This is a genomic window from Pseudomonas sp. OV546, assembly GCF_900116845.1.
In the GTDB taxonomy this organism is placed as follows: Bacteria; Pseudomonadota; Gammaproteobacteria; order Pseudomonadales; family Pseudomonadaceae; genus Aquipseudomonas; species Aquipseudomonas petroselini.
In genome coordinates this window covers 221,946-238,202 of sequence record NZ_FPCE01000010.1, presented here as the reverse complement: position 1 = coordinate 238,202, position 16,257 = coordinate 221,946, and the positions used below count along the sequence as shown (strand labels likewise).

Genomic DNA, 16,257 nt, shown 5'->3' with positions numbered 1-16,257 from the left:
CATGGAAACCCGAGCCCATCATGTGATGATCGGTTTGTTCAGCGTGATCGTGGTAGTCGGCGCGATGTTGTTCGGCCTGTGGCTGGCCAAGTCCAGCGTCGACAGCGCCTTCCAGGATTACGAAGTGATTTTCAACGAGGCGGTCAGCGGCCTGTCACAGGGCAGTTCGGTGCAGTACAGCGGGATTAAAGTGGGCGATGTGATCAGCCTGCGCCTGGACCCCAAAGATCCGCGTCGCGTACTGGCACGTATCCGCCTGGCCGGTGAGACGCCGATCAAGGAAGACACCCAGGCCAAGCTGGCGCTGACCGGCATCACCGGCACCTCGATTATCCAACTCAGCGGCGGTACGCCGCAAAGCCCCGAACTCAAGGGCAAAGACGGTAACTTGCCGGAAATCATCGCCTCACCCTCACCTATCGCGCGCCTGCTGAACAACAGCAACGACCTGATGACCAGCATCAACCTGCTGTTGCATAACGCCAACGACCTGTTTTCCCGCGAGAACGTCGAGCGCCTGAGCAACACCCTCGATAACCTGCAAAAAACTACCGGCGTCATCGCCGACCAGCGCGGCGATATCAAGGTGGTGATGCAGCAACTGATGCAAGTGAGCAAACAGGCCAGCGCCGCCCTGGAGCAGACCACTGTGCTGATGCGCAACGCCAACGGCTTGCTCAACGAACAAGGCAAGCAGGCCTTTGGCAGCGCCGAGCAGGCCATGAAGTCCCTGGAACACAGCACCGCGACCATCAACACCTTGCTGACCAACAACAAGGACTCGGTGAACAGCGGCATGCAAGGCCTCAACGAACTGGCGCCGGCCGTGCGCGAACTGCGCGAAACGCTCGGTTCGCTGCGCGCCATCTCCCGCCGCCTGGAAGCCAACCCCAGCGGTTACCTGCTGGGCAGCGACAAGAACAAGGAGTTCACGCCATGAAGCGTGTTTACCAAATGATCGCCCCTGTGGCGCTGGCACTCGTGAGCGCGTGCTCGATCCTGCCCAAGGCCGACCCTTCTGATGTGTATCGCCTGGCCTCGGCCCAGACCACCAGCCAGGGTGCGCCGGTCAGCTGGTCGCTGCGTGTGAATAAGCCGCAGACCAGCGAATTTCTCGACAGCCCACGTATTGCCGTGGTGCCCAATGGCGACCTGATCAGCAGCTATGCCAACTCGCGCTGGAGCGATCCGTCGCCGGTACTGTTGCGCAACCGCTTCATGGATGGCTTTCAACGCGATGGTCGGGTGACGCTGCTGAGTACCGATGACACCAACCTGCAGTCCGACTATGAACTGGGCGGGCAATTGCAGGCGTTCCAGAGTGAATACCGCGGCAGTGCGGTGGAGGTGGTGATTCGCCTGGACGCGCGCCTGGTACGCGGCAGTGATCAGCGGATTGTTGCCAGTCGGCGGTTTGAAGTGAGGCAACCGGTGAGCGGTACCAAGGTGCCGGCGGTGGTCGCCGGGTTTGGACAGGCGGGGGATCAGTTGAATAAGCAGGTGGTGGATTGGGTGGTTCAGCAAGGCAATAACGCAGCTAAACACTGAGGGCCTCATCGGGGGCAAGCCCCCTCCCACAGGTTGATCTGTGAACACATTCAAATGTGGGAGGGGGCTTGCCCCCGATAGCAATCCAAGCCTTAACCGAAGAACCAGTAGCACACCGAAATCGCCGCCACCACACCGGCAAACTCCGCCAGCAACGCACAACCCACGGCATGCCGTGCCCGCTGGATCCCCACCGAACCAAAGTACACCGCCAACACATAGAAAGTGGTCTCGGTACTGCCCTGAATCGTCGCCGCCACCAACGCCGGGAAGCTGTCCACGCCCTGGGTCTGCATGGTCTCGATCAGCATCGCTCGCGCAGCGCTGCCGGAGAACGGCTTGACCATCGCGGTCGGCAAGGCATCCACAAAGCGCGTGTCCATGCCCGTCCAGGCGACCACATGGCGAATGCCTTCAAGGCCAAAATCCAGCGCCCCTGAGGCACGCAACACACCCACGGCACACAGCATCGCCACCAGGTAGGGCAGCAGGTTCTTGGCCACATCGAAGCCTTCTTTGGCCCCTTCGACAAACGCCTCATACACCTTGACCTTGCGCAACGCACCGATCACCAGGAACAACATGATCAGGCCAAACAGCGTGAGGTTGCCCAGGATCGACGACAACCCGGCCAGAGCGGTGGCGGAGAGGGTCGCCAGCAGCGCCATGAAGCCGCCCAGCACCAGTGCGCCTGGAATCAGATAGGCCAGCACCACCGGATCCCACAGCCGCAGGCGCTGCATCACCGCCACCGACAGCAGGCCCACCAAGGTGGACGCGCTGGTCGCCAGCAGGATTGGCAGGAACACCAGTGTTGGGTCCGCAGCGCCTTGCTGGGCGCGGTACATGAAGATGGTGACCGGCAACAACGTCAGCGATGAGGCGTTGAGCACCAGGAACAGGATCTGCGCGTTACTCGCCGTGTTGGGGATTGGGTTGAGTTCCTGCAGCGCCTTCATCGCTTTCAAACCGATAGGCGTGGCGGCGTTATCCAGGCCCAGGCCGTTGGCAGCGAAGTTGAGGGTGATCAAGCCGATGGCCGGATGGCCGGCGGGCACTTCCGGCATCAGGCGGCGGAACAGCGGGCCGAGGGCCTTGGCCAGCCAGTCGACGATCCCGGCTTTTTCGGCGATGCGCAAAAAGCCCAGCCATAACGTCAGGGTGCCGAACAGCAGCACCATCACTTCCACCGACAGTTTGGCCATGGCGAAAATGCTTTCGACCATCGCCGCGAAAATCCCGGCGTTACCGCCGACCAGCCATTGCGCCAGTGCCGACACCATTGCCACGACAAAGAAGCCAAGCCACAGGCCATTGAGCATCAGTTAAATCCCCCGAAGAATGGAGCGAATGATAGCGGGGCTGGCAGAAACGACAAACCCCGGAATTTTCCGGGGTTTGTGTCAGAGCAGTCGTATTATCAGCTGCGGGTGGCTTGCCCCAGCGGCGAGGCTTCCTTGCTGCGCCAGTGCGGCAGCGAATTCCAATAGCGCTCGCCCTTGGCATCGTCGTACATGCCTTCCCAACGGGAGATCACCAGCACTGCAAGGGCATTGCCGATTACGTTCAGGGCGGTACGTGCCATGTCCATGATGCGGTCGACACCGGCGATAAACGCCAGGCCTTCCAGCGGAATGCCCACGCTGCCCAGCGTGGCCAGCAACACCACGAAGGACACGCCCGGCACACCGGCGATGCCTTTGGAGGTGACCATGAGGGTCAGCACCAGCATCAGTTGCTGGCCGATCGACAGGTCGATGCCATACAGCTGGGCGATGAAGATCGCCGCAATGCTCTGGTAGAGGGTCGAACCGTCGAGGTTGAACGAGTAGCCGGTCGGCACCACGAAGCTGCAGATCGCCTTCGGCGCGCCGTAGGCTTCCATCTTCTCGATCACGCGTGGCAGCACGGTTTCGGAGCTGGCGGTGGAATAGGCCAGTACCAGCTCATCCTTGAAGATGCGCATCAGCTTGATCACCGAGAAGCCGAACAGGCGGGCGATCAGGCCGAGGATCACGAAAGCGAAGAACAGGATGGCGACGTAAACCAGGATCACCAGCTTGGCCAACGGCAACAGCGAGGCGAAGCCGAAGTTGGCGACGGTCACGGCGATCAATGCGAATACGCCGATCGGGGCGTACTTCATGATCATGTGGGTGACTTTGAACATGCTCTCGGACACGCCTTGGAACATGGTCACCAGCGGCTCGCGCAGCTCAGGCTTGAGGCTCGACAGGCCGAGGCCGAACAGTACCGAGAAGAAGATGATCGGCAGCATCTCGCCACGGGCAACAGCGGCAAAGATGTTCGATGGGATCAGGTTGAGGATGGTCTGGATAAACGCATGCTCATGCTGCACTTCAGCAGCGGTGGCGGTGTACTTGGAGATGTCGACGGTACCCAGGGTACTCATGTCGATGCCAGCGCCTGGGTGGAACACGTTGGCCAGCAGCAGGCCGACCACAATGGCAATGGTGGTGACGATTTCGAAGTAAAGGATGGTTTTGACACCGATACGCCCGAGCTTCTTCGCGTCACCGACACCGGCAATGCCGACGATCAGCGAGGAGATCACGATTGGGATCACGATCATCTTGATCAGGCGGATAAAGATATCGCCCGCTGGCTGCAACACATTGCTGATCCACCAGGCCTTTTCAGCACTGAAATGGTTGAGCACTGCACCGATTGCGATCCCCAGCACCAAACCGATGAGGATCTGCCAGGCGAGGCTTAGCTTTGCCTTCTTCATGTCATTACCCTTACTTCAAGTGAACTTAAGGCAAATGCGCCAGCTGCAACGCTCGAGAGCGAAAAAGTGTGTGCATCTGCCTCCATGGAAGGTCACCGCAGCGTGGCCGAAATGGCTTACTGGCAGGCGAAAAAAGGCGCAACTATTCCCATGCAAGGGAGCGACGTCTAATGCCGTAAACGCCTACCCTATGCCGAATCGGCATGGCCTTTTTTCATAATAACTGTCCGAACGGTCAGTTCAAATGCGACAGATTGTCCGGCAAATATGCCGTTAACCTGCCAAACCCGGCTCGCCTAGAGATGCAGCACGTCTTTGCGGTGCTGGCAGAAATGCCTGGGGAATCCGCGACCTGACGTCAGATATGTCCTATGGCGCGACGAAAATTTTATCGATAGATGGTCGTCTCGACACACCAAGAAATGGTTAAAGGCGAGCGATAACAAAATTTGCGGCTATGGGAGGTATAACAGAGCGAGAGGTATGACAGAGCGATATGAGAGGCGGGGGAATGAATGAAAGTCACAAGCCCGCCGCAAGTTCAGCAAGCGATGGGCTTGTGAACCTGCGTCGCAGCTTTTCTCCTGACCCGGCCCTTGCGCAGGCACTCCCTGTACCCGTAGGTCACGCCGATCCCATTTGATCAGAGCAACCCGGCCCCCTGGTCATGCACCACCCTTGGCGAGCAGTGCAAACAGAAAGAAGCGAGGGGGCTTCTTTCTATGGACGCTGGTCCCGCTGACGACAGACGCGCCGGACGGAACCTAGTACCAATTCGGATCTTTCTTCAGCTGTTCCATCAGCAACTTCTGCATGCCTTCATCCGGTTTACCGATAAACCGGTAATCGGCGTGGCGCGTTGGGGACTTGTCCGCCGGCAGGCCGGCCGGGACTTCCACCAACATGGCGTAGGCATCTTCCTTGTCGAGGCTGAAGGCAACGATCAGACGCTTGTTCCGGCAGGTGTCTGCGGTTTCGCAGAGCGGCCCGACCAAGTACTTGTCGCCATCTTCTTCCACGGCATTCATTTGCTCGGCCGTACCCGACAGGTTCATCACCCATTCCGGGAGGCGCTCTTCTTTCTTCACCACGCTTTGCCAGGTCTCACGGTATTGCGGGTCCGCGCTGAGCAATTCGTTGGCCCGGGATTGACCGTCATTGGCGGCCATCACCAAACCGCTGCCGCCCAACAATAGGGCGGCAGTAATGGCTTTGAAGGACAAAGTGGTCATTTTCAGCCTCGGCCGCGACGACCAAAGAAGAAGGAAGCGATGAACATCACCAGGAAGACCACAAACAGAATTTTTGCGATACCCGTGGCGGTGCCCGCGATACCACCGAAGCCCAGGACTGCAGCCACAATGGCGATGATCAGAAATGTGATTGCCCAACTCAACATGGTGATTCTCCTTATGCTTCTTTTAGAGGTAACAGCGGTAGTGCCGTACTGCCACTCAACACGAGCGGCTTTTGGTGCCTAGAACACCCAACGCTCTTGCGACGGCAGTTCACTCAGGGAAGATTCCTGATCAACCATCTGCAATTGCGGGGCTGTTGCATCGGCAGCAACACTGCCAACGGAACGGAAATGGGTTTGGGTCATGCTCGGACGTTCAAATTGCGGGATCTGCTGCTGACTCTGCTGCCAATGCTGCAACTGCTGGCCGCCAATCAACGTGACCATCAAGGCCAGGCTGGCAAACAGACCTTGCTGCAAGCGCAGTGGCGATACACGCAGTGGGCTGAAGCTTTGGCGAGTCATGCTGATGTTCTCCCGCATTCTGATTATTCGTTAGGAGAGGTATTGCAGAGCGCATGCCAGCTTTTTTACAAAATAAATACCAATAAAATCAATGAGTTAAATATTTATAAACCAACAAGCTCCCAGCATCCTGCACGATGCCCCCTTGAGGGCCGTGCGAAATGCACGATAGCCAGCGGTCGGATCAAGGGATAGAACACAGAGGGTGTGTTGCCGAAGTGGCAAGACGGCATGAAAACGCCAGCAATCGGCGCCTTGTACGAAGTGATGCAGATACCTCCACGACGTTGTCTTTTATCGATCAGAATAAACCATGCAACTTGCCCGATTATTCCGGGACTAAACACCATCATTCATAGAGTTAAGGAGCGCGGGACAGATGGAATCAGCCAAGGAACTTCAAGGCCGCATTCTTTTAGTGGATGACGAATCCGCGATCCTCCGCACCTTCCGTTATTGCCTGGAAGATGAGGGCTACACCGTCGCCACGGCGAACAGCGCTGCCCAAGCGGATACCTTGATGCAGCGCCAAGTGTTCGATCTGTGCTTCCTGGACTTGCGCCTGGGTGAAGACAACGGCTTGGACGTACTGGCCCAGATGCGCATCCAGGCGCCATGGATGCGTGTGGTCATTGTCACCGCCCATTCGGCGGTCGACACTGCCGTTGATGCGATCCAGGCCGGTGCCGCTGACTACTTGGTAAAGCCTTGCAGCCCAGACCAACTGCGCCTTGCCACTGCTAAGCAGCTGGAAGTGCGTCAACTCTCTGCGCGCCTCGAAGCCTTGGAAGGCGCAGTGCGCCAACCGAAAGACGGCCTTGATTCCCACAGCCCGTCGATGATGGTAGTACTGGAAACCGCACGCCAGGTGGCTGGCACAGACGCCAACATTCTGATCCTGGGTGAATCCGGCACGGGTAAAGGTGAACTGGCCCGAGCCATTCACGGCTGGAGCAAGCGCTCGAAGAAATCCTGTGTGACCATCAACTGCCCGTCGCTGACGGCGGAACTGATGGAGAGCGAGCTGTTCGGCCATAGTCGTGGTGCCTTTACCGGCGCCAGTGAAAGCACCTTGGGCCGTGTCAACCAGGCGGACGGCGGCACGCTGTTTCTCGACGAAATCGGCGATTTTCCGCTCACGTTGCAACCTAAGTTACTGCGCTTTATCCAAGACAAAGAATATGAGCGGGTCGGTGACCCCGTTACCCGACGTGCGGATGTGCGCATCCTCGCCGCCACCAACCTGAACCTGGAAGACATGGTGCGTGATGGCCGCTTCCGCGAAGATCTGCTCTACCGCCTCAACGTGATCACCCTGCACTTGCCGCCGCTGCGCGAACGTAGCGAGGACATCCTGACCCTGGCCGACCGCTTCCTGGCACGTTTCGTCAAGGACTACGCCCGACCGGCGCGCGGTTTCAGCGACGAAGCGCGCGAGGCCCTTCTCAACTACCGCTGGCCGGGAAATATCCGCGAGCTGCGCAACGTAGTAGAGCGCGCCAGCATCATTTGCCCGCAAGAGAAGGTAGAAATCAGCCACCTGGGGATGGCCGAGCAGCCGACCAACAACGCTCCGCGGATCGGCGCGGCGCTGAGCCTGGACGAGCTGGAGAAAGCTCACATCGGCGCCGTGCTCGCCACCAGCGACACCCTGGACCAGGCGGCTCGCACCCTGGGTATCGACGCGTCGACCCTGTACCGCAAACGCAAACAGTACAACCTGTGAGCTGTACCCTATGAAGTTAGCGATGAAGCTGCGCACTCGGCTATTCCTGAGCATCTCAGCGCTGATCACCGTTGCCCTGCTGGGTTTGATCCTGGGCCTGGTCAGCGTCATGCAAATGGCCAAGACTCAGGAATCCCTGATTCGCAGCAACTTCATCACCTTGGACCTGGGCCTCAAGCTGCGTCAGAGCCTGGGTGATCAGTTGATCATGATGCTGGAGGAGCGCCCCGACCCCGAGGCCTTGCAAACCTCCAAGCAGCGCTACGTCGACCTGCTGGACCAAGGTATCGCCCATGAACAACGCGACGGTCGCGGGACGGGGTTCAGCCAGGCCAAGGGCCAGTATCAGGAACTGCTGAACGCTTTTGACGAGTCCCAGCAACCGACCCCTCCACCTGGGGCCAAGGAAAAACTCACCGACACCTTCAATGCGCTGCGCAATGGCTTGATCAACGAGCACAAGCAGGCCTTGGAGAACATCAGCAACAGCGAACACAAATCCCGCGAACGTGCCCTGCTGATCGCCGGGCTACTGGGGCTGGTCGGGCTCGCGGTGCTGATCATCGGGTTTGTGACGGCGCATGGCATCGCCCGGCGTTTTGGCGGACCGATCGAAGCGCTGGCCAAGGCGGCGGACAAGATAGGGCAGGGCGATTTCGAAGTGACACTGCCGATCTCGTCGGCAGCAGAGATGAACCAACTCACCCGCCGCTTCGGCATCATGGCCGAGGCGTTGCGCCAGCATCAGGCGACCAATGTCGATGAACTCCTGGCTGGTCAGCAGCGCCTGCAAGCGGTGCTCGACAGCATAGACGATGGTCTGCTGATGATTGACCGGCAAGGCCGCCTGGAACACCTCAACCCGGTGGCCCAACGCCAACTGGGCTGGGACGAGGAGCGCCTTGGCCAGGGCCTGGGCGAGGCCCTGGTGCGACCGGAACTGGATGAACAGCTGCAATTGGTACTGCGTGGCGGCAGCCTGGAGCGGGCGCCGGAAGATCTGGAAGTGGAAGTCGAAGGCGAATTGCGCCTGTTGACCTACAGCTTGACCCCCGTCAGCCATACCCAGGGGCATATCCTCGGGGCGGTGATGGTGCTGCATGACGTCACCGAACAACGCGCCTTCGAGCGGGTACGCAGCGAGTTCGTACTGCGCGCCTCCCATGAGCTGCGAACACCGGTGACCGGCATGCACATGGCATTCGGGCTGTTCCGCGAGCGGGCGAAATTTCCACCGGACTCCCGTGAAGCGGACCTGCTGGATACAGTCAATGAAGAGATGCAGCGGCTGATGCAATTGATCAACGACCTGCTCAACTTCTCGCGCTACCAGAACGGCCTGCAGAAGCTCACCTTAGGCCCGTGCGACGTGACCGATCTGCTTGAACACGCACGAGCACGCTTCGTCGAGCCGGCCAACGTGCAAAACGTCGAGCTGATGGTAGAAGCCCAATCCGACCTGCCGCGGTTATATGCGGACCAAGCACAGTTGGAACGGGTGCTCGACAACCTGCTGGGCAATGCCCTACGCCACACGCCTAATGGGGGGCAGATTCGTCTGCAGGCACGCCGCCACGGCGAGCGCGTGATTATCAGCGTCGAAGATAACGGCGAAGGCATCGCCTATGGGCAGCAGGGGCGGATCTTCGAGCCCTTTGTGCAGGTGGGTCGCAAGAAAGGCGGCGCCGGCCTGGGGCTGGCGCTGTGCAAAGAGATCGTGCAATTGCACGGCGGCCGCATGGGTGTGTACTCGCGGCCGGGGCAGGGCACTCAGTTCTATATGGCGTTGCCTTTGTAGGAACCCCGCTTGTTGTAGCAAGGACGCTTGTTGAAGCGTCGCACCGCTCCACCCGCCTCTTAAGGGCGCTCCGCACCCGAGCGCAAGCACGCTTGCTCGCCACAGTTCAACGCTCGCAGGATCGCAGCGCTTTGCGCGTCAGGCGTGCCGTCGAACAGCGATGGCCGGAAATGCATCTGGAACGCCGCGATCACATGACGTGTAGCCACATCCAGCTCTCCAGTCTGTGGCGTCTGGTAACCCAAGTGGGCCAATTGTTCCTGGAACCAGGTAATGCTCGGCAGTTCTGTGGCGTACTGCACCTGGAACCGCGCGACGGCCTGTGCATCCGGCCAAACACCCAGCCCCTCAGCGGCCAGGCGCTTCCAGGGGAACAAGGGACCCGGGTCCAGCTTGCGCAGCGGTGCGATATCGCTGTGGCCGATGATGTTCTTGGGGTCGATGCCATTGCGCTTGCTGATGTCCTTGAGCAGCACCACCAGCGATTTCACTTGGGCTTCGGAGTACGGATACCACAAGCGGCCTGTCGGCGTGTCCTTGTAGCCAGGGTTCACGATCTCAATACCAATGGAGCTGGAGTTGAGCCAGGTGCGGCCCATCCATTCGCTTTCCCCGGCATGCCAGGCGCGCTGGCTCTCATCCACCAGCTTGTAGATAGTGCCTGAGGCATCGTCGCCGATCAGATAATGGCTGCTCACCTGACCGTGGGTGAGCAATGCCAGGGAGCGCTCAAGGTTGGTGGAGGTGTAATGCACCACCACGAACTGCACGCGGTTGTCGTGGTTCACCGAGGGGTGGTTGGTGTCCAGGCGAGGGCCGCTGGCGCAGCCCGCAAGGAAAAGAAACACAAAGGCAATGTACAAAAATTTCATGACGGAAGACGTTACGCTGAAGACGATAATGCAACAGTGTAACGTACCGCTTGTGACCTAACCGTCAAATTACAAAATGGAACATTTTTTAGGCGGCCTGCACTTGGTTTCGGCCTGCGGCCTTGGCCCGGTACAAGGCCGCATCCGCGCGTTTGAGCGCCAGTTCACTGCGCTCTCCCGGCTGGAACTGCGCCACCCCCATGGACACAGTGATTGTCACTGGCTCGCCCTTGAAGTGAAACGGGCAGGCTTCAATCGCGCCGCGTAACACTTCAACTGCCGCCAGGGCATCCGCGAGGGATGAGTCGGGCATCAGCAACACGAACTCTTCACCGCCGAAACGCGCGATAAAGTCGGTCGGCCGCAGGCGCTTGCGCAATACGTTGGCGATGATCTTCAGCACCTTGTCGCCAGCCAGGTGGCCGTAGCCGTCGTTGATGCGCTTGAAGTGATCCAAGTCCAGCATCGCCAGCGACAGGCTGTTACCCCGTTGATGCCAGGCGTTGACCTCGTGATCGAGCCGCTCACTCCAGGCGGCGCGGTTGGGCAGGCCAGTGAGCGGATCGATCAAGGCCTTCTGGCGCTGCACCTCCAAATGCTCGCGATAGCCCTGGGCTTCCTGCTCCATATTGGCAACCCGCTCGGCCAAGCCTTTCAGTCGCGCTGCCGTTTCCTGCTCTCGCTGGTCACGCTGCTGCTGGTGCTCGTCCATGGTGCCGAGAAGACCTTCGAGGTGGCTTTCCAATACGTGCTTGAGGCTTTCCAGATCGGCGGCCTCCTGCACGCTGCTTTGCAGGCCATCGACCTGTTCGCGGATCTGCGTGTCCAGCTCACGGGCGGCCGAACGGCTATCGGCATGGCCGTCGCTGGCGACCTGCAAATGCCCCTGGAACGCTTCGAGACGCTCGTTGAGCTGCTTGAGGTAAGCCTCGAATTCGTGCTGGCCGCTGTCGGTGATTGCCAGCATCAAGACGGCCAGGTCGTCGAGGATCGGTAGCAGTTCGTACCAGTTCAGGCCGTGCGCCAGACGCTCACGCATGGCCTCGGCCTGGGGCCGGTGACGCTCGGGTAGCGACAACTCCTCCAGCAGCCCGAGCAGAGTGTCTTCAATATGCTTGGCTACCGAGCTGTAGGACGGCTCCGGCGAATCAGGTAAGGCATACGTGCCGTCCGCTTGCAGTTCGTCGGGGTCGGACTCCTCGACCTCCAGCACAGGAGGGAGCGACAGGCTGCCGATGGTGGTCTCACCCGGCGTTTCGACCTGAACGGCAGGCGTTTCGATAAAGGCGGCGAGGGCGCTTTCCGGTGCCGGCTCTTCTGTCGGAAGCTCCCGCTCGACATGCGCTACGGACGCTACGGACGCTTCGACGGGCTCAGCTTGAGGCGGAGCCTCGTACACAAACGTTTCACTGACAGCGTCCGCCACCTTGGCCGGCACGGCCGACTCAACTGCGGGGTTAACCTTTTCCTGAGACGGCGGCGCAAAGGCGCGCAAGGCTTGCGTCAGTTCCTCGGACTGTTCAGGCGGTTGGGGCTCGGCGACAGGCTTGGCCACAATGGGTTGCGGTGCCGGGCGGGCTGTCGATTCGCTGGCCTCCGGCTCGGTCGCGACGTCTTTGGAACCAAACAGGCGCTGCAAAAGCCCCGGCCCTGGGCGTGTGGTTTCGCCGTCCGGCTCCAGGTTGTTCAGCGCCTGGCCCTGCAGGCCACTCAACTCGCTGAGCAGCAAGGGGATCTCACGTGCCTGGCTGACTCGGCCGTCCAACTGCTTGGCGAACGTCTTAAGCGGCCGGGCAACCTCACGCGGTAATGGCAACTTTTGCAGCTGGGTAACCAGGGACGTCAGCGCGGTGCTGATCTGGTCGACCCGGGTTTCACGGCGCTGCTCCGAATCCAGCACGGCTTTTTCCAGGCGCGGCAGCAAGGCGGCGAGGGCGGCGTCCATATCATCAGTACGGACAACGTCACGCATTTCCTTCATACACTGGTCGACGGCGCGGTCGGTGCCTTCAGCGGCCAGCGTGCTGCGCACCAGCCCACGGCGTAGCAGGTCGAGGCGGGCTGCCCAACGGCGTTCGAGCTTTTCTTGTTGCTCGATGCTTTTGAGGTATTTCTCTTTCCAGCGCTGGGCGTCGTCGCTCATGCAAGGGGTCCGCGAGGACCGGGGCTCAACGCGGGTAATGCATCAGCCGTGAGCGAACCCGGCAGACGAATCTCTACCGCGACCGGCAGGTGATCGGAGATGGGCTGCGCCAGCACCTGCACACTCTCGAGTGTGAGGGTAGGGCTGAGCAGAATATGGTCAAGACAGCGTTGCGGGCGCCAGCTGGGGAATGTGGCTTCGGCTTGCGGAGCCAGTAGCCCGAGGTCGCGCAACGGAGAATTCAACAACAGGTCATTGGCATGGGTGTTCATGTCACCCATCAGTACCTGGTGTTTGTAACCGCCAATCAGCTCGCGGATGTAGGCCAGTTGCATCGTGCGGGTGCGCGCACCCAACGCCAGGTGCATCATCACCACCACCAGCGCCTCTGGGCCTTCGCCAAAACGCACAAGGATCGCCCCCCGGCCCTTGGGGCCTGGCAGCGGGTGGTCTTCGATGGCGGAGGGCTTCAGGCGACTGAGCACACCATTGCTGTGCTGCGCCAGGCGCCCGAGGTTGCGATTGAGTTGCTGGTACCAATAGGGGAACGCGCCGAGCTGGGCCAGGTGCTCCACCTGATTGATGTAACCGGAACGCATGCTGCCGCCGTCGGCTTCCTGCAGCGCAACCAGATCGAAGTCATTCAATAGGTTGCCAATCTTTTGCAGGTTGCCGGCCCGCCCGGTGTGGGGCAGCAGGTGCTGCCAGCCACGGGTGAGGTAGTGACGGTACTTCTCGGTACTGATCCCCACTTGGATATTGAAGCTGAGCAGCCGCAAGCGGCTGTCCGGCGGCAACCCCGTGGACTCCAGGTGATGTTCGTTGACCTGCGGATCATGCAGGCCAACCACGCGTTCGGTACCCCAGCGGCGCATGACGAGCCCCTTACTTGGCTGCGCGCTCTTTGGCGATCAGCTGGTCGGCAACATTGAGGGTCTGCTCAGGACCACCGGAGGTGCCCAGGTCGAAACGGTATTTGCCGTTGACGATCATGGTTGGAACGCCCTGCACGCCGTACTTCTGCGCCAGCTCCTTGGCCTGTTTGATCTGGCCCTGGATCGCGAAGGAGTTGAAGGTGGCAAGGAACTTGTCCTTGTCGACACCTTGGGTGGCCACGAAGTCAGCCATTTCGTCTGGTTTGGTCAGGCGTTTGCCTTGTTTCTGGATCGCGTCGAATACCGCGTTGTGGACCTTATGCTCCACGCCCATGGCTTCCAGGGTCAGGAACAGCTGGCCGTGGGCATCCCATGGGCCACCGAACATGGCAGGGATACGTCTGAAGTTCACGTCTTTAGGCAGCTTCTCGACCCATGGGTTGATGGTCGGCTCAAAGGCGTAGCAATGCGGGCAGCCGTACCAGAACAGCTCCACCACTTCGATCTTGCCTGGCTCCGAGACCGGAACCGGGTTAGCCAATTCAACGTAGGTTTTACCGGCTTCAAGCGGCACGTCGGCAGCTTGTGCGGTCATGCCGAAGAGGCTGGCAGTGACGAGAGCGGCGCTGAGGATCAGATTACGCATGCTTTACTCCTGGACAAATAAAGTCGCCTCACGCGACCTTTGTTGTGACAGGTCTGCGCGGGCATGAGTTCGTTAGTGTAACGGCACCGGCCACAAAAAAGGGCGGCCTAAGCCACCCTTTTTATGCTTGCATCGCTGGATTAATCGAGTGTTAACGTTGCAGGCATGTTAGTGCAGGCCCTGGATATAGCTGGAGACCGCTGCAATGTCTTCATCGCTCAGCTTGCGCGCAATGGTACGCATGATCGCTGCGTCGCCATCGTTAGCTCGCCCTGCCTCTTCCTTACGGAAATCGGTCAACTGTTTGGCGATGTAGGTCGCGTGCTGGCCACTCAGGTGCGGGAAGCCGGCGGCGGCTATGCCCGCGCCATTGGGCGAATGGCAGCCGGTGCAGGCTGGCAGGCCTTTTTCCAGGTCGCCGCCGCGGAACAGTTTCTCACCACGGGCCACCAGTTTCGGATCAGCAGCTCCCACACTGCCTTTCTGGCTGGCAAAATACGCTGCGAGGTCCGCGAGGTCCTGATCGCTGAGGTTGGTCAGCAAGCCGGTCATTTCCAACACCGTTCGCTTGCCGTCCTTGATGTCGTGCAGTTGCTTGGTCAGGTAACGTTCACCCTGGCCGGCCAGTTTGGGGAAGTTCGGCGCCGGGCTGTTACCATCCGGTCCATGGCAAGCACCACATACAGCGGCCTTCGCTTGACCGGCAGTGGCATCACCTTTAAGGGGGCCCTCTGCAGCGACGGCAGCGCCTGTGATGCCCAAGGTCAACAGCAGACTCACGATCAGTTTGTTCATCAGCTAATCCAACTACGGCTAAGGGGTTTAAGAGTTATCTACCGGGTTTACTCACCATCAACTCAATGACGGCCTGGTAATCCTCAGTACTGCAGTCCATGCACAAACCACGCGGCGGCATTGCCTTGAAACCCTGGGTCACGTGTTGCACCAACGTGTCCATGCCCTGCGCCAGTCTTGGCGCCCAAGCTGCCTGATCACCCCGCTTCGGAGCATTCGGCAACTGGCCGGCATGGCAAGCCACGCAAACTCGGTTGTACACCGCTTCCGGATCCTGTGTAGCCTGAGCGCCATAAAGCGGAAGCAGGACACCGATAGCGAGCAACCACTTGGTCATACGTCGACCATTTCAGGGTTTGAGAGCGTTTTGCGTTCTAATGCGCAATAAAGGTCTTTCGCTCCCGTGAACTTCATCCTTCGCTGGGACAAAGCACACACAAAATCTGCGGCATTATATACTGGCGCTACTGAAACGGAAACGACACCGCTTGCCGCACCCTTTCTCGGCATCGCCCACATCGGAAATCTCATGCAACTCAAGAATCCCATCCTTGGCCTGTGCCAACAGTCCACGTTTATGCTCAGCGCCGCCAAAGTTGACCAATGCCCCGATGACGAGGGCTTTGAAGTCGCCTTTGCCGGGCGCTCCAACGCCGGTAAGTCCAGCGCGCTGAACACCCTGACTCACGCCAGCCTGGCACGCACCTCGAAAACCCCAGGCCGTACGCAACTTCTCAATTTCTTCAAGCTAGACGATGATCGGCGTCTGGTCGACCTGCCGGGCTACGGTTATGCAAAAGTACCTATCCCGCTGAAGCTGCACTGGCAGCGTCACCTGGAGGCCTACCTGGGTGGCCGGGAGAGTTTGAAGGGTTTGATTCTGATGATGGACATCCGCCATCCGATGACCGATTTCGACCTGCTGATGCTCGACTGGGCAGTTGCCAGCGGCATGCCGATGCATATCCTGCTGACCAAAGCCGACAAGCTGACCTACGGCGCCGCCAAAAACACGTTGCTTAAAGTGCAGTCTGAAATCCGTAAAGGCTGGGGTGATGCGATCACCATCCAACTGTTCTCGGCGCCCAAGCGCATGGGCCTGGAAGACGCCTACACCGTACTGGCCGGCTGGATGGAATTGGCGGACAAGGGCGCGGAAATCGCGGAGTAACTTTTGCGCAGGCAAAAAAAACCCCGGACTTCGTATGGGGAGGGGAAGTTCGGGGTTCAAGTTCCGGACCGCTAGGGCGGGGTCCAGATATCTGCCAACACTTAACACAACATAGGAGCATTGAAGGGCTTCACCACCCATTCAGTAACTCTGAGTGGCAATTCACGGG

Annotated in this window: 16 protein-coding genes; 5 read left to right on the top strand and 11 right to left on the bottom strand. The window is 59.6% G+C overall.

The window, feature by feature from the left end:
* Nucleotide 1 precedes the first annotated feature (1 nt).
* Nucleotides 2-940, top strand: coding sequence for an MlaD family protein (locus tag BM403_RS22470; protein WP_012721538.1), 939 nt, complete (start codon nt 2-4; stop codon nt 938-940).
* The gene (locus tag BM403_RS22465; protein WP_093544878.1) at nt 937-1,548 is read left to right on the top strand and encodes an ABC-type transport auxiliary lipoprotein family protein; all 612 of its coding nucleotides are present in this window, start codon (nt 937-939) and stop codon (nt 1,546-1,548) included. The genes BM403_RS22470 and BM403_RS22465 overlap by 4 nt, the downstream gene beginning before the upstream one ends.
* 92 nt (nt 1,549-1,640) lie before the next feature.
* On the opposite strand, the gene BM403_RS22460 is transcribed toward BM403_RS22465, so the two are convergent.
* The 5 genes from BM403_RS22460 to BM403_RS22440 form a co-directional block, all read right to left on the bottom strand.
* On the bottom strand, nt 1,641-2,870 hold the full coding sequence (locus BM403_RS22460) for a nucleoside recognition domain-containing protein (protein WP_012721536.1): 1,230 nt from the start codon (nt 2,868-2,870) through the stop codon (nt 1,641-1,643).
* 98 nt (nt 2,871-2,968) lie between these two features.
* Nucleotides 2,969-4,300, bottom strand: a complete 1,332-nt coding sequence (gene gltP, locus BM403_RS22455) for a glutamate/aspartate:proton symporter GltP (RefSeq protein WP_012721535.1) — start codon at nt 4,298-4,300, stop codon at nt 2,969-2,971.
* A gap of 764 nt (nt 4,301-5,064) precedes the next feature.
* Nucleotides 5,065-5,532: an inhibitor of vertebrate lysozyme family protein gene (locus tag BM403_RS22450; RefSeq protein ID WP_012721534.1), complete on the bottom strand. Its 468-nt coding sequence runs from the start codon at nt 5,530-5,532 to the stop codon at nt 5,065-5,067.
* A gap of 2 nt (nt 5,533-5,534) precedes the next feature.
* On the bottom strand, nt 5,535-5,699 hold the full coding sequence (locus BM403_RS22445) for a DUF1328 domain-containing protein (RefSeq protein ID WP_003170804.1): 165 nt from the start codon (nt 5,697-5,699) through the stop codon (nt 5,535-5,537).
* A 78-nt stretch (nt 5,700-5,777) separates the two neighbouring features.
* Complete coding sequence (locus BM403_RS22440; protein WP_046035913.1) at nt 5,778-6,062, bottom strand: hypothetical protein; 285 nt, start codon at nt 6,060-6,062, stop codon at nt 5,778-5,780.
* A gap of 379 nt (nt 6,063-6,441) precedes the next feature.
* On the opposite strand from BM403_RS22440, the gene algB reads away from it, so the two are divergent.
* Entirely contained in the window at nt 6,442-7,788 is a 1,347-nt protein-coding gene (gene algB / locus BM403_RS22435) for a sigma-54-dependent response regulator transcription factor AlgB (RefSeq protein WP_012721532.1), read from the top strand.
* A gap of 10 nt (nt 7,789-7,798) precedes the next feature.
* Nucleotides 7,799-9,586 (top strand): ATP-binding protein, encoded by a 1,788-nt coding sequence (locus BM403_RS22430; RefSeq protein WP_012721531.1) that lies wholly within the window; start codon nt 7,799-7,801, stop codon nt 9,584-9,586.
* 59 nt (nt 9,587-9,645) lie between these two features.
* Here BM403_RS22430 and BM403_RS22425 read toward each other — a convergent pair whose 3' ends face one another.
* The 6 genes from BM403_RS22425 to BM403_RS22400 form a co-directional block, all read right to left on the bottom strand.
* Nucleotides 9,646-10,458, bottom strand: a complete 813-nt coding sequence (locus tag BM403_RS22425; protein ID WP_012721530.1) for an N-acetylmuramoyl-L-alanine amidase — start codon at nt 10,456-10,458, stop codon at nt 9,646-9,648.
* A gap of 88 nt (nt 10,459-10,546) precedes the next feature.
* A complete protein-coding gene (locus tag BM403_RS22420; RefSeq protein ID WP_093544875.1) occupies nt 10,547-12,601 on the bottom strand; it encodes a GGDEF domain-containing protein in 2,055 nt (684 codons plus the stop codon).
* Nucleotides 12,598-13,476 carry an endonuclease/exonuclease/phosphatase family protein gene (locus BM403_RS22415; protein ID WP_093544872.1) on the bottom strand — a complete coding sequence of 293 codons (879 nt, stop codon included), beginning with the start codon at nt 13,474-13,476 and terminating at the stop codon, nt 12,598-12,600. Before BM403_RS22415 ends, BM403_RS22420 begins: the two co-directional genes overlap by 4 nt.
* A gap of 10 nt (nt 13,477-13,486) precedes the next feature.
* A complete protein-coding gene (dsbA, locus tag BM403_RS22410; RefSeq protein WP_010207835.1) occupies nt 13,487-14,122 on the bottom strand; it encodes a thiol:disulfide interchange protein DsbA in 636 nt (211 codons plus the stop codon).
* 168 nt (nt 14,123-14,290) lie between these two features.
* Nucleotides 14,291-14,917: a c-type cytochrome gene (locus tag BM403_RS22405; protein WP_046035882.1), complete on the bottom strand. Its 627-nt coding sequence runs from the start codon at nt 14,915-14,917 to the stop codon at nt 14,291-14,293.
* Nucleotides 14,918-14,951: 34 nt separating this feature from the next.
* Nucleotides 14,952-15,254 carry a c-type cytochrome gene (locus BM403_RS22400; RefSeq protein WP_012721526.1) on the bottom strand — a complete coding sequence of 101 codons (303 nt, stop codon included), beginning with the start codon at nt 15,252-15,254 and terminating at the stop codon, nt 14,952-14,954.
* Between the two features lie 192 nt (nt 15,255-15,446).
* Here BM403_RS22400 and yihA point away from each other — a divergent pair, with 192 nt between their 5' ends.
* Nucleotides 15,447-16,088, top strand: coding sequence for a ribosome biogenesis GTP-binding protein YihA/YsxC (gene yihA, locus BM403_RS22395; protein WP_042943980.1), 642 nt, complete (start codon nt 15,447-15,449; stop codon nt 16,086-16,088).
* Nucleotides 16,089-16,257: the final 169 nt, after the last annotated feature.